This window comes from Mesorhizobium sp. B2-3-6 (genome assembly GCF_006442305.1).
Taxonomy (GTDB): Bacteria; Pseudomonadota; Alphaproteobacteria; order Rhizobiales; family Rhizobiaceae; genus Mesorhizobium.
Map to the genome: position 1 here is coordinate 349,123 of NZ_VFVW01000007.1, position 21,876 is coordinate 370,998.

21 protein-coding genes are annotated in these 21,876 nt (G+C 65.1%); 14 read left to right on the forward strand and 7 right to left on the reverse strand.

The features are described 5' to 3' along the window. Positions 1–2: 2 nt before the first annotated feature. Together FJ953_RS21885 and FJ953_RS21890 are read left to right on the forward strand one after the other, a co-directional pair. Positions 3–1,415, forward strand: a complete 1,413-nt coding sequence (locus FJ953_RS21885; RefSeq protein ID WP_140625040.1) for a pyruvate dehydrogenase complex dihydrolipoamide acetyltransferase — start codon at positions 3–5, stop codon at positions 1,413–1,415. 114 nt (positions 1,416–1,529) lie between these two features. Beyond that, positions 1,530–1,898 carry a hypothetical protein gene (locus FJ953_RS21890; protein WP_140561611.1) on the forward strand — a complete coding sequence of 123 codons (369 nt, stop codon included), beginning with the start codon at positions 1,530–1,532 and terminating at the stop codon, positions 1,896–1,898. An 18-nt stretch (positions 1,899–1,916) separates the two neighbouring features. Here FJ953_RS21890 and FJ953_RS21895 read toward each other — a convergent pair whose 3' ends face one another. Further along, positions 1,917–2,894, reverse strand: coding sequence for a sugar-binding transcriptional regulator (locus FJ953_RS21895; protein ID WP_140500629.1), 978 nt, complete (start codon positions 2,892–2,894; stop codon positions 1,917–1,919). Between the two features lie 263 nt (positions 2,895–3,157). Between FJ953_RS21895 and FJ953_RS21900 the strand changes: the two genes are divergently transcribed. The 6 genes from FJ953_RS21900 to FJ953_RS21925 all read left to right on the forward strand — a co-directional run bounded on the left by FJ953_RS21900 (position 3,158) and on the right by FJ953_RS21925 (position 10,213). Continuing rightward, complete coding sequence (locus FJ953_RS21900) at positions 3,158–4,144, forward strand: ABC transporter substrate-binding protein (RefSeq protein ID WP_140525497.1); 987 nt, start codon at positions 3,158–3,160, stop codon at positions 4,142–4,144. Positions 4,145–4,222: 78 nt separating this feature from the next. Continuing rightward, positions 4,223–5,926, forward strand: a complete 1,704-nt coding sequence (locus tag FJ953_RS21905; protein ID WP_140500631.1) for an iron ABC transporter permease — start codon at positions 4,223–4,225, stop codon at positions 5,924–5,926. Next, entirely contained in the window at positions 5,914–6,990 is a 1,077-nt protein-coding gene (locus tag FJ953_RS21910; RefSeq protein ID WP_140625041.1) for an ABC transporter ATP-binding protein, read from the forward strand. Before FJ953_RS21905 ends, FJ953_RS21910 begins: the two co-directional genes overlap by 13 nt. After that, positions 6,990–8,156 carry an MBL fold metallo-hydrolase gene (locus FJ953_RS21915; RefSeq protein WP_140625058.1) on the forward strand — a complete coding sequence of 389 codons (1,167 nt, stop codon included), beginning with the start codon at positions 6,990–6,992 and terminating at the stop codon, positions 8,154–8,156. Before FJ953_RS21910 ends, FJ953_RS21915 begins: the two co-directional genes overlap by 1 nt. Continuing rightward, positions 8,153–8,908, forward strand: coding sequence for a 5'/3'-nucleotidase SurE (locus FJ953_RS21920; RefSeq protein WP_140625042.1), 756 nt, complete (start codon positions 8,153–8,155; stop codon positions 8,906–8,908). The genes FJ953_RS21915 and FJ953_RS21920 overlap by 4 nt, the downstream gene beginning before the upstream one ends. 189 nt (positions 8,909–9,097) lie before the next feature. Next, positions 9,098–10,213 carry a DUF930 domain-containing protein gene (locus FJ953_RS21925; RefSeq protein WP_140625059.1) on the forward strand — a complete coding sequence of 372 codons (1,116 nt, stop codon included), beginning with the start codon at positions 9,098–9,100 and terminating at the stop codon, positions 10,211–10,213. Positions 10,214–10,222: 9 nt separating this feature from the next. Here FJ953_RS21925 and FJ953_RS21930 read toward each other — a convergent pair whose 3' ends face one another. After that, on the reverse strand, positions 10,223–10,897 hold the full coding sequence (locus tag FJ953_RS21930) for an HAD family phosphatase (protein WP_140625043.1): 675 nt from the start codon (positions 10,895–10,897) through the stop codon (positions 10,223–10,225). Between the two features lie 80 nt (positions 10,898–10,977). Beyond that, entirely contained in the window at positions 10,978–11,619 is a 642-nt protein-coding gene (locus FJ953_RS21935; RefSeq protein WP_140625044.1) for a hypothetical protein, read from the reverse strand. A 191-nt stretch (positions 11,620–11,810) separates the two neighbouring features. On the opposite strand from FJ953_RS21935, the gene FJ953_RS21940 reads away from it, so the two are divergent. The 5 genes from FJ953_RS21940 (at position 11,811) to ptsP (ending at position 16,639) form a co-directional block, all read left to right on the forward strand. After that, complete coding sequence (locus tag FJ953_RS21940) at positions 11,811–12,248, forward strand: transcriptional regulator GutM (protein ID WP_140517924.1); 438 nt, start codon at positions 11,811–11,813, stop codon at positions 12,246–12,248. A gap of 52 nt (positions 12,249–12,300) precedes the next feature. Continuing rightward, entirely contained in the window at positions 12,301–13,068 is a 768-nt protein-coding gene (locus FJ953_RS21945; protein ID WP_140625045.1) for a PTS glucitol/sorbitol transporter subunit IIC, read from the forward strand. Between the two features lie 16 nt (positions 13,069–13,084). Beyond that, positions 13,085–14,089 carry a PTS glucitol/sorbitol transporter subunit IIB gene (locus FJ953_RS21950; protein WP_140558471.1) on the forward strand — a complete coding sequence of 335 codons (1,005 nt, stop codon included), beginning with the start codon at positions 13,085–13,087 and terminating at the stop codon, positions 14,087–14,089. Positions 14,090–14,235: 146 nt separating this feature from the next. Next, positions 14,236–14,616, forward strand: a complete 381-nt coding sequence (locus tag FJ953_RS21955) for a PTS glucitol/sorbitol transporter subunit IIA (protein WP_140501604.1) — start codon at positions 14,236–14,238, stop codon at positions 14,614–14,616. Positions 14,617–14,668: 52 nt separating this feature from the next. Then, on the forward strand, positions 14,669–16,639 hold the full coding sequence (gene ptsP / locus FJ953_RS21960; protein ID WP_140625046.1) for a phosphoenolpyruvate--protein phosphotransferase: 1,971 nt from the start codon (positions 14,669–14,671) through the stop codon (positions 16,637–16,639). 19 nt (positions 16,640–16,658) lie between these two features. On the opposite strand, the gene FJ953_RS21965 is transcribed toward ptsP, so the two are convergent. Continuing rightward, complete coding sequence (locus FJ953_RS21965; RefSeq protein WP_140625047.1) at positions 16,659–17,459, reverse strand: hypothetical protein; 801 nt, start codon at positions 17,457–17,459, stop codon at positions 16,659–16,661. A 156-nt stretch (positions 17,460–17,615) separates the two neighbouring features. Between FJ953_RS21965 and FJ953_RS21970 the strand changes: the two genes are divergently transcribed. Then, positions 17,616–18,626 (forward strand): sugar-binding transcriptional regulator, encoded by a 1,011-nt coding sequence (locus FJ953_RS21970; protein ID WP_140554317.1) that lies wholly within the window; start codon positions 17,616–17,618, stop codon positions 18,624–18,626. Here the strand turns inward: FJ953_RS21970 and FJ953_RS21975 are convergent. From FJ953_RS21975 to FJ953_RS21985, 3 genes are read right to left on the reverse strand one after another with little or no spacing between them, the layout of a single operon-like run. Next, positions 18,613–19,464, reverse strand: a complete 852-nt coding sequence (locus FJ953_RS21975) for a TIGR01459 family HAD-type hydrolase (protein ID WP_140567505.1) — start codon at positions 19,462–19,464, stop codon at positions 18,613–18,615. The two genes, FJ953_RS21970 and FJ953_RS21975, sit on opposite strands and share 14 nt — an antisense overlap. Continuing rightward, positions 19,461–20,762: an FGGY-family carbohydrate kinase gene (locus tag FJ953_RS21980; protein ID WP_140567507.1), complete on the reverse strand. Its 1,302-nt coding sequence runs from the start codon at positions 20,760–20,762 to the stop codon at positions 19,461–19,463. The genes FJ953_RS21975 and FJ953_RS21980 overlap by 4 nt, the downstream gene beginning before the upstream one ends. 1 nt (position 20,763) lies before the next feature. Next, positions 20,764–21,807: a class II aldolase/adducin family protein gene (locus tag FJ953_RS21985; RefSeq protein ID WP_140567509.1), complete on the reverse strand. Its 1,044-nt coding sequence runs from the start codon at positions 21,805–21,807 to the stop codon at positions 20,764–20,766. Positions 21,808–21,876: the final 69 nt, after the last annotated feature.

The following is a 21,876-nucleotide window of genomic DNA, read 5'->3' on the forward strand; positions in this document are numbered from 1 at the left end:
ACATGCCGACCGAAGTCATTCTTCCCAAGGTCGACATGGACATGGCGACCGGACAGATCTCGCGCTGGTTCGCCGAGGAAGGCGCCCGGGTCAAGAAGGGCGACGTGCTGTTCGAGATCGAGACCGACAAGGCGGCGATGGAAATCGACGCGCCGGCCAGCGGCATCCTGCGCGATGTCTCCGGCAAGGAAGGCGTCGATATTCCAGTCGGAGCGCCGGTTGCGTGGATCTATGCCGATGATGAAAGCTACGGGGCCAAGCAGGACAAGGCGCCAATCTCCCCCCTTGAGGGGGAGATGTCGACGAAGTCGACAGAGGGGGTTGCCTCAGAAGGCACCGCCCTCGCGCTGAGCCCGGTCGAACCGACCCCACCCGACCGGCCTTCGGCCGGCCACCCTCCCCTCGAGGGGGAGGGGAAACCCCGCGCTACACCCTTGGCGCGTCGATTGGCTCGTGAAGGAGGACTGAATCTCTCCGGCATATCAGGCACAGGCCCACATGGCCGCGTCGTGAAGGCGGATATCGATGCGGTACTCTCCTCCCCCCTCGAGGGGGAGGTGTCCGCGAAGCGGACGGAGGGGGTCGCCTCAGAAGGCACCGCTTTTGCGCCGAGCCCCGTCGAAGCGACCCCAGCCGACCGGCCTTTGGCCGGCCACTCTCCCCTCAAGGGGGAGGGGGACGTGCTGCGCCTGTTCGAGGAAGGCTCCTACGAGCTGGTGCCGCACGACAATATGCGCAAAACCATCGCGCGGCGGCTGGTCGAGGCCAAGACCACCATCCCGCATTTCTACCTGACGCTCGACTGCGAGCTCGATGCGCTGCTTTCGCTGCGCACGCAGCTCAATGCGGCCGCACCGGTCAAGAAGACCGACAAGGGCGAGGCGCCCGCCTACAAGCTCTCGGTCAACGACATGGTGATCAAGGCGATGGCCATGGCCTTGAAGGCGGTGCCGGATGCCAATGCCTCGTGGACCGAAAGCGCCATGGTCAAGCACAGGCATGCCGATGTCGGCGTTGCCGTCTCGATCCCCGGCGGCCTGATCACGCCGATCATTCGCAAGGCGGATGAAAAGACGCTGTCGGTGATCTCCAACGAGATGAAGGACCTGGCCAGCCGCGCGCGCAGTCGCAAGCTGAAGCCGGAAGAGTATCAAGGCGGCACCACGGCGGTGTCGAACCTTGGCATGTTCGGCATCAAGGATTTCGCCGCCGTCATCAACCCGCCGCATGCGACGATCCTGGCGGTGGGCGCCGGCGAGGAGCGGGCGGTGGTCAAGAACGGCGAGATCAGAATCGCCACGGTGATGTCGGTAACGCTGTCGACCGACCATCGCGCCGTGGACGGAGCGCTCGGTGCCGAACTGCTGGTCGCCTTCAAGAAGCTGATCGAGAACCCGATGGGCATGCTGGTGTAGGTCACGTTGACGTGAGCCGGCGTCGAATGATGCGCCGGCTCACCACAGAATCGACTTGTCAGGCGCGAACCCTTCGCCCATGTTTCAGGTGGACTGTGATCAAGGGAGGTCCGCATGCCCGCATTCGATCCATCCGACGTCAAGACCCTGTTCGGCAAGGTGATGGGCGCGTCTCCGTCCGACATCAAGCTGGTGGCGCAGCGCCTGCACGATCACGCTTTCGAGCCGCGTATGTCGGGGGACGAAACCAAGCAACTCGTCGCCAGTCTCGGCTATGAGAGCCTGGATGCGTTCTGCGCCGATATCGGCTTGCCTGCGCATATCGCGGAGCGCTGGGGCCGCTTCGGCGTTTCCGGCGAGATGAAGCAGGTGTTCACGCTGCTGGCGGCCCAGCGCAGGCGGGTGGCCGAGGCGATCGCCGAATTCGAATCCATGACCCATGTCGGCGTCGAGGATTTCTTGCGCGAACGCGGCCTGATCTAAGCGGCACTGGAAGCAGCGTCAGCCAGCCTTTGCCAGCAGCGCCGTCGCCGTATCGCTGTCGGTGATCAGCACATTGGTGCTGACGGCCTTCAGCGCGGCGAGGATCGCGGCCACCTTGCGTTTTCCGCCGGCGGCCAGCACGACATTCGGCACCTGGCCGACGACATCGAGGTCGATGGCCATGACGCGGCCGTTGACTTCGTGGTCGACCAGCCTGCCTGAGGCATCGACGAAATAGCACAGCATGTTGGCGACCGCGCCCTTCGCTTTCAGCGACGCGATGAGCGACGACGGCACGATGCCGTGGCGGAAGATGGTCGCGTCCGGCGACATGTCGCCGACGGTAAGCAGCGCGATATCGGCGGCGGCAGCGCGCTGCCGCACGTCCTGCAGCGCCGGCTGCGCCCAGAGCAGGTCACGCAGCGAGGGGTTGTCGACCGTCACCGGCGCAGTGATCTGGTAGCTGTCGACCTCGAAGACATCGGCGACCTTGGCGGCGACGATCGACGGATTGATCCATTGCGAATGCGGCAGGCTGCCGACGAGCGCCACGACCGAGGCGTGCTTCAGCTGCCGGCGGGCGAGAAAGCCCAAACTTGCATGCAGGGTCGCGCCGCCGCCGATTGCCAGCGTCATGCCGTCCTGCATCTGCTCGCCGAGATAGGCCGCCACGGCGTGGCCGATCGCCTTCTCCAGGTGGTCTTGCGCCGAAGGCGTCGGGATGACGACGGCGGCATCGAGGCCCCAGCGCTTCTCGAGTGCACGTTCGAGCGCCACCTGTTCGGCGGTCGGCGCGTTGATCATGGTGACGACGATGCCCTCGGCCGTGCACGCGGCCAGCGTGCGCATGACCTTAACCCTGGAGACATCGAGCTTCTCGGCGATCTGCTCCTGCGTGAAGCCCTCCACATAATAGAGCCACGCCGTCTTGACGTTGAGATCCGACGACACCATCGGCAATCCGGAGCGGGCCGGTCTCGGTTTTTCCACGGGCATCGCTTTTCGTCCTCATGAGCCTTGGCCTGGGCCCCGCATCGCCTCTTCGGAGAAAGGCCGGCCGCGTGTCAACTGGCACCGGATGTCCGGCGTGTCGATTGTTGCACAGTTTTGTTCATTTGTAATTGACATCGAACATATGAACATATTCTGTATATCTCACGCGCTGTGTCATCCACCAGTCATATGCGCCGTGCAGGGAGGAAGAGACAGGGAACCGGCCGGGGCCGGACCAGTCGTGCACAGACAGGACAGGAGGTCTTATGAAGACGCTATTCATCAAGCTGCTGGGCAGCCAGCTGGCGCTCGCGGCAACTTTGTTTGCCGGCATGGCAAGTGCCGAAACGTTGACGCTCTACACATCCCAGCCGGAAGCCGATGCGGCCAAGACCGTGGAGGCCTTCAAGAAGGCGCAGCCCGGCATCGACGTGGCAATCTATCGTTCCGGTACCAGCGACATCCTCACAAAGATGGCGGCCGAATTCGCCGCCGGCAGCCCGCAGGCCGACGTGCTGTTGATCGCCGATGCGGTCTCGATGGAGTTGCTGAAGAAGGATGGCCGGCTGCTGCCTTATCCCGAGGCAAAGCTCGACGGCATCGAGCCGGATGCTTACGACGCCGACAAGACCTATTTCGGCAGCAAGCTGATCACCACCGGCATCGTCTACAACACCGCGGCTGCGCAAAAACCCGAGCATTGGGCCGATCTCGCCAAGCCGGCCTATGCCGATGGTCTCGTCATGCCGAGCCCGCTCTATTCAGGTGCCGCCGCCTACCTGCTTTCGGGTTTCGCCAGCGATGCCGATTACGGCTGGGATTTCTTCCAGAAGCTGAAGGCCAACAACACCGTCAGCGTGCGCGGCAATGGCGCGGTGCTGAAGTCCGTGGCATCAGGCGAGAAGCCCTATGGCATCCTCGTCGACTTCATGGCGATGAACGCCAAGAAGAAGGGCTCGCCGGTGGAATTCGTGTTCCCCTCGGAAGGCGTTCCGGCCGTGACCGAACCGGTCGCGATCATGAAGACGGCCAAGAATGTCGACGGCGCCAAGAAGTTCGTCGACTTCATTCTTTCGGACGAAGGCCAGAAGCTGGCGCTTTCGATGGGCTACCTGCCGGCACGGGCCTCGGTCGGCCGGCCCGAATGGCTGCCGGAAGGCGTCAAGGTCAAGGTAATGTCGTTCGACACCAAGGCAATCGTCGCCAAGACCGACGCCGACAAGGCGAAGTTCTCGGAACTGTTCGGCGGCTGACAAGGCTCGGCGATCCGGCCGGGATGCCGCTTCGGCGGCATCCCCACTGCGCGCTGGTCGAATTTCAGGAAAGCAACGATGCCATCAACGATCAGGGAAAGCCGGGGCCAGGAAATGGTCCTGACGGCGGCGGTAGCCGTCGTCATCGTGCTGCTGTCCCTGCTGCCGATGCTGCGCCTGATCAAGGAAATCGTGGCACCCGGCGGCATGGTGTCAACGATGGCCCTGGAGGCCGGACTGAGAAGTCCGGCGACCTGGATCGCCACCTGGCATACGCTTGTCGTCGGCATAGGCGGCACGGTGCTTGCCGTGCTGTCGGGAACGCTGGTGGCGGTGCTCATCACGCTGACCGACATACGTGGCCGAAGCGCGCTGGTGCTCTGCTACGTCATGCCGCTGATGATCGCGCCGCAGGTCACGGCGCTTGCCTGGCTGCAACTGTTCGGACCGGCCAGCCCGTTCCTCAAGCTGTTCGGCGCCGCACCGCCGCTGGGCACCAAAAACCCGCTCTATTCCACGTCGGGCATCATCCTGCTGCTCGGCGTGCAGTATGGCCCGCTGGTGTTCCTGCTGGTGCGCGCCGGCCTGCGCAAGCTGCCGCGCGAACTGGTCGAGGCGGCGCGAGCCGGCGGCGCGAGCTGGTTCACCGTGCTCGTCACCATCGTGCTACCCCTGATGACACCGTCGATCATGGCGGCAGCGGCACTGGCCTTCGTGTCCTGCGTCGGCAATTTCGGCATTCCCGCCTTTCTCGGCATTCCCGCCAATTATCTCGTGCTGCCGACCTTGATCTATCAAAAACTGGCCGGCGGCGGGCCGGCCGTGCTCGGCGAGACGGCGTTCCTGTCGGTGCTGATCGGCATCATCGCCATGGCCGGCATTATCGCCCAGGAGGTCATGAGCCGGCGCCGCGACTACCGCATCAGCTCCACCTCGCTGCCCGCCGAGCCCTACGAGCTTGGCCGCTGGCGTCCGGTCGTCCAGGCCGGCATGTGGCTGCTAGTCGTACTGGTGTTGTTCCTGCCGCTGTTCGGGCTGGTGCTGACGTCGCTGGTTCCCGGCTACGGCATCGCGCTCAGCGCCAAGACGGCGACGCTCGACAATTACCGTTTCGTGCTGTTCGAGCACGCTGCCGCCAGCCGCGCCTTCTTCAACAGCTTCTGGCTGTCTATCGCCGCCGCCTTCTTCGCGGTCCTCGTCGCCGTGCCGATCGGCTATCTCATTGCCTGGGGCAAACAGCGCTGGGTGCGGCTGCTCAATCTTTCGGTCGAACTGCCCTATGCCTTGCCCGGCGTGGTGCTGGCGATCGCATCGCTGCTGCTGTTCCTGCGGCCGATCCCGCTGACCGGCATACAGCTCTACAACACGGTCTGGATCATCCTCTACGCCTATCTCGCCCGCTTCCTGGTGCTGGCCTTGCGGCCGACCATCAGCGGCTATCACCAGATCGACCGGACGCTGGAGGAGGCTGCACAAGTGGCGGGCGCCGGCCTGTTCACGCGCATGCGCACCATCGTCTTTCCTTTGGTGGCGCCGGCGGCGATCGCCGGCGGCCTGCTGATCTTCATGACGGCGCTCAGCGAGCTCACGGTCTCGGCGCTGCTGTGGTCGTCGGGTTCCGAGACAATCGGCGTGGTGATGTTCTCGTTCGAACAGGGCGGCGATTCCAACTACGCGGCGGCGATGTCCGTCATCACGGTCGCGGTCACCTTCGTGCTGATGCTGGTGACCAACCTGCTTGCCCCTCATCTTCCGAGTGGAGTTCTGCCATGGCGCGATTGACCCTGGACCATGTGACCAAGAGCTTCGCCGAGTTCGATGCGGTCAAGGACGTTTCGATCGATGTCGGCGACGGCGAATTCCTTGCCGTGCTCGGGCCTTCCGGCTGCGGCAAGACGACGTTGCTGCGGCTTGTCGCCGGCTTCGAGAAGGTGACGTCGGGCGAAATCCGCGTCGGCAGCGAGGTCGTGTCGGGTGCAGGCGGCAGCGTTCCACCAGAGAAGCGGCGGGTCGGCATCGTCTTCCAGAACTACGCATTGTGGCCGCACATGACGGTCGCCGAGAACATCGGCTATTCGCTCAAGGTTGCAAAGCTGGACAAGGCGGTCGCCCGCCAGAAGGTTGCCGACACGCTGGCCCTGGTCAATCTACAGGGGTTAGGAGACCGTAGGCCGGCCAACCTCTCCGGCGGCCAGCGCCAGCGCGTGGCCCTGGCGCGCTGCCTGGTCGCCGCGCCCTCGCTGGTATTGTTCGACGAGCCACTCGCCAATCTCGACGTGCATCTCAGGGCCTCGATGGAGGACGAGTTCGCCGCCTTTCACAAGCGCACCGGCACGACCATCGTCTACATCACCCACGATCAGGCCGAGGCCATGGCGCTGGCCGATCGCATCGCGGTGATGGATCACGGTCGCCTGGTCCAGCTCGCGACCCCGCGCGAGCTCTATCATGAGCCGGCGAATGAAATGGTGGCCTCCTTCATTTCACAGGGCATTCTGCTTCCGGCCGACGTGCTGAGCTCCGAGGAGGCGGGTCATTGCAAGGTCCGGGTTCTCGGAACCGAGCTGGTCGTCCGCTGCCGGGCAGGCGAGCGGCCGCGCGCTGGCGCAAGGATCTGCTGCCGGTCGGCCGATCTCGACGTCTCGTCGGACGGCCCCGGCTTCGATGGCCTCGTCAAGCGGGTGATCTACCAGGGTGGCTCGGCGCGCATCGAATTTACGCCTTCCGCAGGACCTGATCTTACCTTGCATTTCGAGCAGCCCGACCCGGTCGTGCTGGAGAGCGGAGCCCAGGCGCGCCTGCGCATCAAGTCTGGCTGGCTGATCCCGGCGGAGGCGGCGTCGTGATGAAGCTGGACCTGGCCGGCGGCTTCGGCGAAAAGGGCCGCACCAGCGTTGCCGTCCGCAGCGGAAACGATCGCATCCTGCTCGATATCGGCATCAAGGTCGGGGCCACAGGGGCGGAGTACTATCCGGCACTTGACGGGTCGATCGCCGACATCGACGCGTTGTTTGTCTCGCATGCGCACGAGGATCACGTCGGTGCTCTGAGCTGGCTTTTGTCGCGCGGCTATGCCGGTCCGATTTTCATGACGGCCGAAACCCGCGCCGAGGCTCCGGCCACGCTCGCCGGCTATGCCGATCCCGGGGATCTCAAGCGATTTCCCTTTCCGGAAGATCGCATCGAGATTTTCGAACCCGGCGATTTGCTGAAGAGCGGCAATCTCAGGGTCAGGACGGGGAGGTCGGGACATGTCGTCGGCGGCGTCTGGTTTGCCGTCGACGATGGCAAGAGCCGCGTCGTCTATTCGGCCGACGTGGTGCCGGACAGCAATGTCTTCGTGATGGACGCGATCCCCGAATGCGATCTTCTCGTTCTCGACGCGTCCTATGGCGCCGATCCCGTGCCGGGTGCGGCGCGCGCCGAGGCCATTTCGGGCTGGGTGGCGCGCCATTCGAACGGATGCCTTCTGCCGACGCCGCTGTCGGGGCGGTCGCTGGAATTGATCGCGGCCTTGCCGGGACCCTTCGCCATCCACGCCGGCATGCGTGCTTCGCTCGAAGCGCAGATCGCCGCCACTTCAGCGCTGCTGCCTGGCGTATCCGAGACCCTGCGCTTGCGGCTGGGTAGTGCCGCAGACTGGACCGACGCCGACCCGCTGCCCTCGCTGCCCTTGCTGGCCGATGACGGCATGGGCGAGGCCGGGCCTTCGTCCCGCCTGCTGCCGCGCGCCGACCGGGCCGGCTTTCCGGTGTTGCTGACCGGGCATCTGCCCTCCGGCTCCCCCGGCGATCTGCTGCACAAGGCCGGCCGGGCGGACTGGGTGCGCATGCCCACCCACCCAACGCTGTCGGGCAATGTCGATATCTGGGAGAAGGCAGGGCGCCCGGAGGCGCTCGGTCATTCCTGCGCGAGCGAACTCCTTGACGACCTGAAAGCCCATATTCCGTCGCTGCGCCCGCAATGCCGCACCGGCCAGAGCATCACGGTGCGCCGAGGAAAAGAGACATGAGACTCCTGATCTGCAACGATGATGGCATCGAGGCGGCGGGCCTTGCCCGGCTGGTCAAGGCGGCCGGCAGCCTGAGCGACGATTTGTGGGTGGTGGCACCCGACGGCAAGCGCACCGCCGCGGGCGCATCGCTGACGATCGCGCGGCCGTTGATCATGCGGCGCGTCAAGCCCGGCTGGTATTCGTGTTCCGGCACTCCGGCCGACTGCGTGGTGAGTGCGATGGCCTGGCTGTTCGCGGATGGCCAAAAGCCCGACCTGGTTCTGGCGGGCGTCAATGACGGGCGCAACGTCGCCGAGGACCTTGCCTATTCCGGGACGCTGGGCATTGCGCGCGAGGCGACATTCTGGGGTATTCCGGCGATCGGCTTTTCCCGGGTGAAGAATCCGGACTTCAGCGGTGTCGACGACGAGTGGCTCGGCGCGTTGATCTCCTCGCTCTGGCGGTCGCGTGAAGAGTGGGCGGCATATGGCCATTGGCTCAGCATCAACCTGCCGGCTTCGCTGCCGGCCGGGATCCGGCAGCCGCGCATCGGCCGCGACAAGATCGGCCGCAAGGCTGAAATCCTGGAGAGCGACGGCGATCGCACCGTCATCACAGTCCCGCGCGGGCGCGCTCACGCAAGTGAGCCGGGCGACGAGAACGAGGCGATCGATGCCGGCTTCGTCAGCATCAACCGGCTGAACTGGTTTGGCGAAACGCCGCTGGACGGACAGTTTCTGGACGAGATCCAGCACCAGCGGCAAGGCTAGTCACTCGTCACAGAACAGGGTCGTTGCGAATATTCAGGACGGCACGGTCGCTCGACCAGCCGTGCCAACGCCTCGACGGGCGGCGCGGCGGCGCGGATCATCCAGATCACCGAGCTGTGCAGCGGTTAAATTGCATCAATCCAAAGCCTATGCTTGAAGCCGCCGCTATTTCATTCCACATCGGTCAGCATGAAGGACGAGGCACGAGAGCGGCGTCGGGATCTGTTGTGGGCGCTGCCCGCATCGCTGATCCTGCATGCGCTCCTCGCAGCGCTGGTGTTCTACAACCTGCCGAGGCCAGCCCAGGAGCCGCAGCAGGACCAGCCGGTAAATGTCGCGCTCGTGCCTCCGCCCGATCAGCCAAAACCGAAACCTGCTCCCGCATCGCCAAAGGAGCCCAAAGCCGAGAAGCCGCCGGAAACGAAGCCTGAAGAACCGCCCGAAAAGCAGTCGCGCAAGACGCCGCCGATCGAGACCTTGAGACCTGTCTTTCAGTTCGGCGACAAGGACGCCGGCCCCAGGAAATCCCTGGACGGAGCCAGCGCTCAAGACAGTTCGCCAGCGCCTGCCAAGGAGGAGACGTCCAAGCCGCCCGTGACGCCTGAGCCTGCGGAGACCAAGTCTGGCGCGCCGGCGGCCACCGAAAAGCCGGCAGAGTTGCCCGAGGCCGGCGAGAAGCCGGCAACCGCCGCGAAGGATGCCGAGTCCCTGAAGGATGCTGAGGAGGCGGAAACCCCCGACGCTGACAACCAAACGGCTGCGGCAGCGCCGTTGGCCGCCGATGATGGCGATACTGAGGTCGAGCTTCCGATATCGGCTGAAAAGCCGACGCCAAAACCCGCAAATGCGCCGAAGCCCGGCTCTTCAAAAGTTTCGAAGTCCTCCAACGGGAGCGCGGGAAGCCCAACTTCCCCTGATGTCGCCAGTGCCGCGTCGCGTCGCTATTCCGGGCTTCCGGGCGTTCGCAAGCTCTATTCGCAAGACGCTACCGGCGATGCGCTGGCCACGACCTCGATGGGCGGCGTGCCGCGCGCCCAGCGTGGTGCCAAACTTTGCGCCAGCGCATTGCAGCAGCAATTGCTGGACGCCTCTTATTTCCCCGACTTGATCCCAAGCGTGCCGCTGAAGGCCGGCAATATTCTCAACGCCCCGGATGTCGCTTTTCGCGCGACGGGCACGTGGTACCATCTGGGCTTCCGCTGCGAGGTCGACAGCGATGTGACCAGGGTTTTGTCGTTCGGCCTACGTGTCGGATCTGTAATCCCGCCAGACGAATGGGTTCGGCTTGGACTACCCACTCGCTAGAACAAGCTCTTAGGCGGGGACACCGAGCCCGGACAATTGCCGGCTGATCTCTTGCCAGTCGGTGCAGACGAAATCGGCGCCGGCCGCCTTCAGTCGCGCGCCATGCTCGGGATAGGTGTGGCCGCCGCCGGTGTAGCCGATCGCCGTCATGCCGGCGGCAACCGCGCCCTGGATACCGAAGGGCGAATCCTCGATGACGATGCAGTCCGCCGGATTGGCGCCCATCTTTGCCGCGGCGAACAGGAAAATGTCCGGCGCGGGCTTGCCGTTCTTAACCATCGAGGAGCTGTAAATTGCGTCGCCGAAGAACCGCGCCAGCGCCGTCACTGCCAGGCTGTGGTTTATGCGCTCGACGGAGGACGAGGAGGCAACGCAGCGGTCGCCCTCAAACGCCTCCAGAAACGCGGCGATTCCTGGTGTCGGCTTCAGTTCCTGCGAAAACAGGATCCTGGTCTCGGTCCAGATGTCGCCGTCCGCCGCCGCCGGAAACTGATGGCCTGTCAATTCCCTGATTTTGATGATGATGTCGGACTGTTTCATGCCGATGCACTGGGCGATGATGCCGCCGTGCACGCCCGGCATGCCGTGCTTTTCATAGACGCGCTCATAGGCCTTGGCGGCCAGCGGTTCGCTGTCGACGAGAACGCCGTCGCAATCGAAAATGATAGGCCTTGATCGCGCCACGCTTCTCCCCGGAGTTTTGCACTTTGCTACCGGCAAAAAGTCAAATGTTCAATAGCGTGGTGGTCGGGCGCCAAAATCTGTCAAAGCTGGCGTAGCGCATCGCTGGCCCGGGCCGACCCAAGCGCCCTTTGCATGGCCTGCCGCGATTGCGCGCGATCCGGCGTGATCCAGTTCGGTTCGGCGCCAAGGAAGCGGTCGAGGAAAGCCACGGCATAGGCCGGCATCTCGGTCACGTTCTCGCGATAGGACCACCATGTGCGCAGGTCGTCGGCGCATTTGTCGATGCTGGGCGCTGAGCCGAATTCCTGCTCGTAGATCGCCGAAATCACCGAAACGCAATAATTGGTGTAGAGGAACCCCTCAGGCCAGAAGCGGACGATTTCCAGCGTGCCGGCATTCTGCTCGGTCCCGACGAGATGGCTGAGGCCGGAGACTTCCCTGGCCGGCGCCTGCCGTATCAGTTCGCGCAGCACGAGGCCGGCGGCAAAGACGATGAAGTCGGCGCGGTCGATCGCGGCGAAACGCTTCTGCGCCTCCATGATCTCGACCCAGTCGAGAAAAGCCCTTGTGAGCCTGGCTTCGTCGATTTCAAAACGCACGCCGAATGTGTCGGACACCACCTTGGCGCTGCCGCGAAACGTGGCGCGGAACCAGCGCAATTGCCGCAACCGATGGCGAAGGTCGGGCATAAGGGCCAGTTCATCCCTGAAGGGCAGTTCCATTTCACATATCCCGTTTGACGACAGGCTAGCACAACCGTGCCGTCGCCGAAATCGGCCGACGGCCTGTGGATGACCATGACCGAGGTCAATATCATACATATTGACATTCTCGGAAACAAATGTTCTCACTTTGCTGTTGTCGCGCATCCGTCCAAGATGCGGTTCAATGAAGGCTTCGGGAGGAGAACCGAATGGCGATTTGGCAGTGGGGACTGCTTCTGCTGGTTATTGTGTGGGCGCTGCAGTCGCTCGGCGTCTGGCTGCAGATGCGGCACTATTCGGACGTCTTCCGGGGCGTCACCGACCAGTACAAGGATGGCTTCGTCGGGGCCGGCAATTTTCGCGGCCGGCTGGCCAAGGGCACCATCGCGCTCGTCGTGGTGACGCCGGACCTGATCGTGCGCCGCATGATGGTCATGAGCGGGCGCTCGGTATTCACCAAATTCAAACGACATCAACAATTCGAGGGTGTTCCCCTCGATCAACTCCGGTCCAACCCTGCGATCTTGGGGGAGGGGGAACCCGGTGTGGCCGAGGCCGTGAAACGGGCGATTGAACAGATCGACAAAGCACGGTCGGAGCCGGGGAAGAAGCCGGGCTTGTCCGGCTTGAACGTAGCAAGGGCCTAGAGGACGCCGCGCACCGGCCGGAATCAACCGGCGGGCGGCATAAGGAGGAGAAATGTCTGTATTTTCGTTATTGGCGCAGCATGCCGACATGGCCGTGCATAACCTGCATGTTGCAGGCACCATGGTCTCGGATGCTGCCTGGCACGGCAGGCTCGGCGTCGAGCATGCCACCGATCATCTCGTGGTGTTGGCGCAGGCGCAGACCGACAGCGCGCCTGTCACCGCCGATCAGCTGAAGGAACAGCTGAAAAACGTGCAGCAGGAAGAGCAACTCGGCTGGCTGACCGCAATCGGCAAATACTTCATCGGCATCTTCCAGAAAGGCGGCGAAGTGTTCGCCGGCTTCGTTACCGGCATCATCCCGACACTGGTGGTGCTGATGACCGCCTTCTACGCCGTCACCGAACTGGTCGGCGAGGAGCGCGTCCACGGCCTGGCACGCGGCGCCGGCAGGATCGCGCTGACCCGCTATACGCTGCTGCCTCTGCTGGCGGTGTTCTTCCTCACCAACCCGATGGCTTACACCTTCGGATCGTTCCTGGAAGAAAAGCACAAGCCCGCCTTCTATGACGCGGCTGTCTCCTACGTGCATCCGCCGCTCGGCCTGTTCCCGCATATCAACCCCGGCGAATACTTCGTCTGGGGCGGCATGCTGGTCGCCTTGCTCGACCTCGAGAAGCGGGGTGTCGTCGCCGGAGGCTATCACGTCAAGGTGGCGATCTGGTACGCCATCGTCGGCCTCGTCGTCATCCTGCTCAAGGGCATGCTGACCGAGCGCATCACCGCCATCATGGCACGCCGCCAGGGCGTCGAGCTGTAAGGGCGGGGAGGACATCATGGCCAAGACATACAAAGCCGTAAGGATCTCCCGGGGCTCCACGGGCTGGGGCGGCCCGCTCGTCATCGAGCCGACCGCACAGCGCGACAAGATCGTCTCCGTCACCGGAGGCGGCATCCATCCCGTGGCACAGCTCATCGCCGACATGACCGGCGCTACGGCCGTCGACGGCTTCAAGGCGCCGCCGATCGAAAGCGAGATGGCGGTCGTCGTCGTCGACTGCGGCGGCACCGCACGCTGCGGCGTCTATCCGCGCAAGCGCATCCCGACCGTCAACCTGACGCCGGTCGGCCAGGCTGGGCCGCTCGCCCAGTTCATCACCGAGGACATCTACGTTTCGGGCGTGAAGCCGGCCAATGTCACAATGGCGGACGGATCCGAGGCGGTCACCACTGCGGGGGGAGCAGCATCGATGAGTCCAGGCAACAACACCGCGGCCGCGGCACCACAGCCGCTGCCGAGCGAAGGCGGGCTGATCGGCCTGATCAGCTCGATCGGCCGCGTCATGGGCCGCGTGGTCGGCATCTTCTTCAATGCCGGCCGCCGTACGATCGACCAGGTGGTGCGCAACGTGCTGCCGTTCATGGCCTTCGTGACCATGCTCATCGGCCTGATCCTGTACACCGGCATCGGCGACGTGCTTGCCCAGCCGATGGGACCGCTCGCCAACAACATCGTCGGCCTGCTGATCATCTCGGCCATCTGCGGCCTGCCGTTCCTGTCCCCCATTCTGGGACCGGGCGCGGTCATCGCGCAGGTCATCGGCGTCGCCATCATCGGTCCGCAGATCGCCAACGGCACGATTTCGCCGGCGATGGCGCTGCCGGCGCTGTTTGCCTACAACACCCAGGTGGGCTGCGACTTTGTCCCGGTCGGCCTGGCGCTCGGTGAAGCCAAGCCCAAGACGATCGAAATCGGCGTCCCGGCGGTTCTCATCAGCCGCCAGATCATGGGCCCGGTCTCGGTGCTGATCGCCTGGGTCGTCAGCCTGATCGTGTTCTAAGCAAATTCCGGGAAAGCCTGAAACGGCTTTCCCGGAAAAAGGCGCGTAGCGCTTTCCCATGGGGAATTGCGCCAAAGCACGGAGATAGAGGGGTTCACGGGCGTCCGTGACCCCCTCGAGGAAAGTAAGGAAATGAGGTTCGCCATATGACGGTTCTGCTGAGAACACGGGTCACTTCCATCGGGCCTGAAGTAGCGGACCTTGCCGAAGGGGGCGTGCTCATCCTGTTCGCGGATGGCTCGCCGCCGGAGCTTGCCGAGGTTTCCGTGCTCCACAAGACGGAACTCGGGCCCAGCGAAGGCGCGCCGCAGAAGGGCGCGTCGATCACCCTTGGACCTGTTTCCGCGACAATCACGGCGGTCGGCTCCAGCGCCTGGAGCAAGGTGCTCGAGATGGGGCATGTCGTCATCTCGTTCAATGGCGCCACCGAGGCCGAGCGGCCGGGCGAGATCTGCGCTTCGCAGGTCGACACCCAAGCGCTCGTGGCCGCCCTGAAGACAGACGCGATCATCACCATCGCCGCCTGAAGCATTCGCGCCGCGACCCATGTCGGCGCGGCGCCACAACAGAGTATTTGCCATGGAACGCTCGACCATCGTCAGAGTGCATGAAGGTTTGCACGCCCGTCCCGCCACGCGCTTCGTCAAGCTTGCCAAGGGTTTCGAATCCGATGTCGAGCTGGTCAAGGACGGCAAGGCGGTCAGCGCCAAGAGCTCGGTCAAGCTGATGCTGCTGGCGGTGAAGGAAAACCAGGAAGTCACCGTGCGGGCGAATGGCGCGGACGCCATCGAGGCGATCGAGGCGCTGATCGGCTATCTCGAGAATCCGAAGGCAGGTCTCGACGATGACGATCCGCAACCGGCCGCCAATACGGGCGAGGACATTGTGCCGGCGTCCGAACCCGTACCGGCTGCTTCAGGCGTGGCCGGTTTGCGCGGCGTCGCGGCGAGCGAGGGCGTCGCCATCGGGCCTGCCTTCGCGCATTTTCCGCCTGACATCGCTGGACAGGGCCGCATGCTGCAGGCGGAGGAGATCGCCGGCGAGATCGACAGGTTCCGCGCCGCCGTCGCCGCCGTTCAGGCGCGCATGGACAAGGCGCTGGCGCAGGACACCCTGTCCGCCGGAGATCGCGGCATCATCGCGGCGCTGCGGGACATCGCCGCCGACGACAGCCTGACCGGCGAGGCCGAGAAGGCGATCAAAAGCGGCAATGACGCTGTCTCAGCCGTCATCACCGCCGCCTCCACCATAGCCGCCGATTTCAGCGCGGTCGATGATCACTATCTCAACGCGCGCGCCGACGACTGCCATGCGGTCGGACGACAGATCTGTCTGGCGCTGCTCGGCCAGGATGACGCCAGCCTCGAAAATATCCCCGAAGGCGCCATCCTGATCGCCGACGACATCGGCGCCTGGGACCTGGCGCGGGCGCCGCTGAAGCGCATCGGCGGGGTGGTATGCGGCCATGGCGGGGCCACCTCGCATATTGCCATCATCGCCCGTTCGCACGGCATTCCGGCAGTGCTGGGCCTTGGCGACCAGATCAATGCCCTGCGCAGCGCGCGCGAGGTGGCCGTGGACGGCAATGGCGGGCAGGTAATCGTCGACCCCGATGCGGCGACCCGCGCGGACTTCGCCGCCCGCGTCGAGGCGGCGGTCAAGGAGCGCGCCGGACTGGCCGTCTTCAAGACCGTGACGCCAAAACTCGCGGACGGCAGGATCATCGAGGTCGCCGCCAATATCGGCTCGCTGGAGGAAATCGAGGCAGCGCAGGAAGCCGGCGCCATGGGCGTTGGCCTGTTCCGCACCGAGCTTCTGTTCATGCGTCATATGCATCTGCCCTCCGAGGACATGCAGGCGGAGACCTATGCGGCGCTGGCCAAGGCATTCGCGCCCTATCCGGTCATCGTGCGCACGCTCGACATAGGCGGCGACAAGCCGATCGCCGGCATCGAATTTCCCGACGAGGAAAATCCCTTCCTCGGCTGGCGCGGCATTCGCATGTGCCTCGACCGGCCGGATATCTTCAAGCGCCAACTCAGGGCGCTGCTCAGGGCAGCCGTGCACGGCAACATCAAGGTGATGCTCCCGATGGTCTCCGACATATCGGAGGTACGGCAGACGCGGGTCCTGGTTGCCGAGTGCGCGGCGGAACTGAAGGCGCAAGGCGTGCCGCATGCGGCGTTCGATCTTGGTGTGATGATCGAAACGCCGGCCGCCGTTCTGATCGCGCCGGCGCTGGCGAAAGAGGTGTCGTTCTTCTCGATCGGCACCAACGACCTGACCCAGTACATCATGGCCGCCGACCGGCTCAACCCGACCGTGGCCAAGCTCAATGATGTCGCCAACCCGGCCGTCATGTCGGCGATCGAGTTGACGGCAAGAGCCGGCGTGGCCGCCGGCATCATGGTGGGCATGTGCGGCGAGGCGGCCGGACGCCCCGACCTCATCCCGGCCTTTCTCAAGATGGGGCTGACCGAGCTGTCGATGAGCCCGGCCTCGATCCAGCGCGCCAAGAAGACCATCGCGGACATGGCGCTCGGGCGATAGTCTCGGCCAGAACCGGCAGCTACGGCAAATGGGCAAGCAAGGTGGCGAAGACAGGTGTCAATTCATCGACCGGGCTCGCCTTGGCACAGGCCTTGACGATGCGGTCGTGACGGATGCCGGCCGCCAGAACAGCGGTCTCCAGCATGTCGGGCTCAGGCGCACCGTCGCTGGCCGTGGTGGCCAGGCCGCAGGCCAGGACGACGGGGGCCAAGCAAGCTATGTCGAGCGCCCGGTCGCCGATTGCATCCGGTTCGGCTTCGACAAAGCGGACAGGACGGTGGTTGAGGCACTCGACCAGCAGCGCCGCACAGGCAGCGGCGACGGCCGGCAGCGCGGCGGGGCCGGGTCTGGCGGGTATCGCGGCCAGCAGACCGGCGTGGCGTTTTTGCATGGCGGCGTGGACGGCGGCGAAATCCGCCTCGTGGATCCGGGCATTGTCGATCTTCAGGGCGGCGAGCACGGTCCTGGTCAGATAGTACATGTCGCGCCGGAAGACGCGCTCGGCGCTGGACCGGCGTTCCTCGTTGCCGGCCGGGAAATAGATGCCAAGGCCTTTCACAGTCGTTCCGTCGATCTTCGTCGGGCGGTCATGCGGGACAAAGGATTCGGCGATCGACAAGGCTTCGTCGACGGCACTGGCGGCATGGCCGAGCAGGCCTTCGATGCCTTTGCCCGGGAACGGCGGCAAATGGCTGGTTGCTTCCCGCACGAGATTGGCCTCGCTGTCGCTGTCGTGGCGGCTCTGGCGAATGATGTCGCGGACGTCGCGCAGCCGGTCCTTCAAATTGACGCGGACATCCCTGGAGATTTGTCGGAGCATCGCGAATCGCCTCGAAAACGTCTACCGGCCTCGGCCGCCGAGAGCCGGCCGCTGACCCTACATTGTTCCTATCGATTGGTAGATCAATAGGCGATATTAAACCAGCGTGGAGAATCGGCGAGTGACTCCTACATCGCCGAGCGGGGAGACAGACAGTTGGGCAGGCGACGGCAGGGCGATAGCGAAAACGGCGGGGCCGAGGCGCCCGAACAGGTCGTCAACGAGAGCCGTACGGACCGCCTCAGGATCCGCGCCGCTTGGATGTATTTCGTCGAGCAGATGACGCAGAACGAGATCGCCGACGTGCTCGGCGTCGGCCGCGTCACCATCGTGCGCATGCTGGCGGAGGCGAGGTCCCGCAACGAGGTGAAAATCACCATCGAAAGCGAGCTGTCAGAGATCGTGCGGCTGGAGCGCGCGCTGGAGCGCACGTTCGGCCTGAAGCAGGCGCTGGTGGCGCCGCTGACCGCGCCCAATGCCGATCCGATCCCGGCGATCAGCGCCAAGACCGGGATTTTCCTGTCCGATACGATGAAATCCGGCATGCGCGTCGGCGTCGGCTGGGGTCAGACGCTGTTCTCGAGCCTGCCCTTCATCAGCGCCAAATCGCTCACCGACTTCAAGGTGATTTCGCTGCTGGGCGGTGTGGGCGTCGTGCGCCGCTACAACCCGGCCGAGTTCGCCTGGCGCTTCGCCCAAATCTTCCAGGGCGACGGCTACCTGATCCCGACGCCGGCCGTCGTCGACAGCGTCGAGACCAAGATCGCGCTGGTCGAGCGTTGCGGCCTGCAGGAAGTTTTTGAGATGGCCAACGTGCTCGATGCCGTTCTGCTGAGCGTCGGCGGTATCGCTTCGGCCACCACCTTCTCTCGCGGCGGCTTTCTTAAGGAGGCGGACCGCGAGGCCCTGGTTGCGCGTGGCGCCGTTGGCGACCTTCTGTTCCATTTCTTCGACCGCAATGGCGATCTCGTCGACCACCCCGTCAACAGCCATGTGATGTCGGTGGAGGTCGATCGGCTGCGCAAGGCGCCGATCCGCATTCTCACGTCCGGCGGCGAAGAGAAGACAGCGGCGCTGCTCGGCGCCATGAACCTGATCGCGCCGACCATCCTGATCACCGACGAAGAGAGCGCAAGGCGCATGCTCGAGGCGGTCAACGGAAGCTGAAGGACCCCGTGACGTAGTCCGGCCAGGCCTGCTCCTCGTCGAAAACAGCGACAAGATCCGAAGTGTCCGCCAATATCCCGCTCAGGACCAGCGCCGTGGCGATGCCGGAGCCGTTTCCGCCCGCTATGTCATGCTCGACACTGTCGCCGACGCAGACCACGCTGGCGCGGTCGGGCTCGCCGGCCAGCGCCAGTGCGGCATCGAAGATCGCCGGGCCGGGCTTGCCGATGCGGGTGACGCTGCCGCCCAGGCTCTCGTAGAGATCGGCGATCTCGCCGGCGCCGAAGCGAGGCCCGACCGCCGTCAGCATGATCTTGTCGGGATTGGTGCAGAAGCATGGCACCTTTCGCGCCGCCGCCGGCGCCAGCAGGCGGCGATAATGGTCCAGGTCGTAGCGGTCGCCCTCGCTGGCCGCGATCAGTACCAGGTTGGCGGTATCGCCGGCTCCGGTCAACACAAAAGGCAGGCCCTCGATCGCTGTGCGGTCATTATCGCGGCTGATCAACAGGCAGTTCGTGCCGGGCCGCAACGCTCCGGTCCCCGCCATTTCGTGGAAGGATCGCCACGCCACCTCGCCGGAGGAAACGAAATGATCCCAACTTCCGGCCTCGAAGCCGAGCCTCAGCAAACGGTCCTCGTTGGGCTTGGCGCGCCTGCCGGAGTTGGAGACCAGCACCACGGTCTTTCCGGCGCGCTTCAGTGCCGCCAAGGCCGCCACCGCGCCGGGATAGGGGGCCGAGCCGTCATGCAGCACGCCGAACTGGTCGACCAGGAAGACCTGGTAGCGCTCCGCCAGCGGTCCGATGCCGTCGAGGCGTTCAGCCAGTTTCCGGTTCATAGCAGCCCCGCCTTGTTCGCACCCTTCAACGCCAGCCGCGCCGTTCCGGCAGCGGCCTCGTCCGACAAAGCCGGCAAGAACGCAACGCCGAGCTTACGCTGCCGGATCGCGCTCCACGCCGGATTTGCCGCGCCGCCGCCGACGCTGCGCACCGAAGTCAGCGCCGGCGCGCCGAGCTCGCCAAGCCGGCGATAGCCGAGCGCTTCGATCGCGGCCATGCCTTCGAACATCGCCTTGAGATAGTCGGCATCATCCACCGGGCGCGGGACGAGGCGCGGGGGGAGCGCCGGATCGGCGATCGGGAAGCGTTCGCCCGATGTGGCGAGCGGATAATAGTCGAGGCCGGTCTCGGTCGCCGGGTCGATCATGGCACTGAGCTCGATGATGCGCGCGAGGGGAAAATGCTGCGCCAGCACCTTGCCGCCGGAATTCGAGGCCCCGCCGGCCAGCCAGGCATTGCCCAGCCGATGGCTGTAAATGCCGTATCGCGGCGCCGAGATCGGCCGGTCGGACAGGATCTTGATGGTAAGCGAGGAGCCAAGCGCCGTGACTCCGTCGCCGACCCCCGCCGCACCCGTCGCCAGGAAAGAGGCGCAGCCATCGGTCGTGCCGGCAACGACGATCACGTCGCGGGCCAAACCGAACAGATCCGCCATGGCCGCGGTGAGCGTGCCGGTGACGTCGCCCGGCTCGACGACGTCAGGCAGCAAATCCATGCGCATTCCGGTCGCCGCGATCCAGTCCGGCCAGCGGCGGGCCTCGACATCGTAGCCGGTTTTCAAGGCGTTGTTCTCGTCGCTGACGTCGAAGCGGCCCGACAACTGTCCGGCGATCCAGTCCGCCTGATGCAGCACCGCCGCCACGCCCGGCAGATGCTGGAAGTGAAGCGCCTTGGCGAGGCCTGAGGTCGCGCCGTGCGCGGCGCTGCCCGCCGGCGCCTCGCGCGCGATCGCGGCCAGTATATCGTCGCCGGCGACCTTGTCGTTGTACATCAGCGGTTCGGCGAGCGGCCGTCCGGCACCGTCGACCGGCAGCAACGTGCCCGAGGTGCCATCCACGGCGATGGCGCGGACTGTGGTCCGGTCGATGCCCGCAATCAACTCCGCCAGCGCTGCCCGGACCGCTTGCCACCAGGCCGCCGGACTGCGTGGATCCTGGCCAAATGCGTCGAGGCGGACGGCGGCTTGGCCGGCAATTGAAAAGTCTGGACGCATGGCTACGGCGCGGGCGCCCGAGGTGCCGATATCGACGCCGATGACTAGACGATCCGAGAGAGGCGAGCCGGCGACGGGCGACATGTCAGCCACCGGAGGCGTTCAGTTTCTGGCGGTACTGCTCGGCGTCCCAGTTGACGAGTTCGTCGTTCTCCGCCTCGGTAAGGTAATTCAACGTCGCCGTGACATCGACCCGCGCCGTCACGTCGGCAAGGCAACGCTGCATGGCGTCGGCGCCGGCGCTGGCATTGGCGCGCATCAGGACGCCGAGCCCCGGAAACAGGATCGACAGGGGCTGGGCGCCGCGACGCCTGACGACAGCGGCGACGTCCTCGCCGGGCGCAGCCACCACCGAACCCTTGCCGAGGAAGATGACATGGTCGGGATAGAGGCTGCCGCCCGATGCCATGCGGCGGCTGTCGGGATCGATGGCGACCGCGTGCGCCTCGGTGTCGACGGGCAAGCGGTAGCCGGAATTTGCGGCAAGCGCGGTCAGTGCCGCGATGTCGGGCGCGGCCGCGTCGCGCGGCGCCCTTGCCAGAAGCCCGGTGACGCGGCGCAACAGCGCCTCGGCCCCGGTGACGGTCTCGGCCGCGACGACGAGGCCGTGATTGCCCAGGATCAGGACATCGATGCCCGGCCGCAGCCTTTCGGAGATGCCCTGGGCCAGCGGCAGGCCCGGCCGGCGGTAGGGAACATAGGCCCATTGGATGCCTGCGAGCCGGCGCGCGGCCAGGACCTCGCAATCGGCCTGCACCGCAAGCGAAATGGTGTCGACGCAGTGGACATGCAGGACCACGCGCTGCGGCATCAAGGCATGCACCGTGGTCTCGATCGAGGGACGCAGCCCGCGCGGGTTGAGCGCGCCGATGGCGAAGGCCTGAGGCTGGTCGGCGGCGGGATCGCGTCGTTCAACCGCCTCGAGCAATGGCGCCATCGCCACCGGCACCATGATGTCATCGGCGAGCGCGTCTTTCAGCCAGGTCCCGGAAGCCTTGATCCACAGCGTGTCTCCGGCTTTCAGCGAGGTGTTGCCGCCGGCGGCCTGGGTCAGATGCGGATCCTGTCCGATGGCGGCCGAAAGCGCCCGCAGCGCCGCCAATTCCTGCGCATCCGCCTGGGTCGCCATCACGCATCTCCTCCAACAATCCGCCAACCGTCGAATGCGGTGGTCGGGCATTCGACGGGTTGATATCGC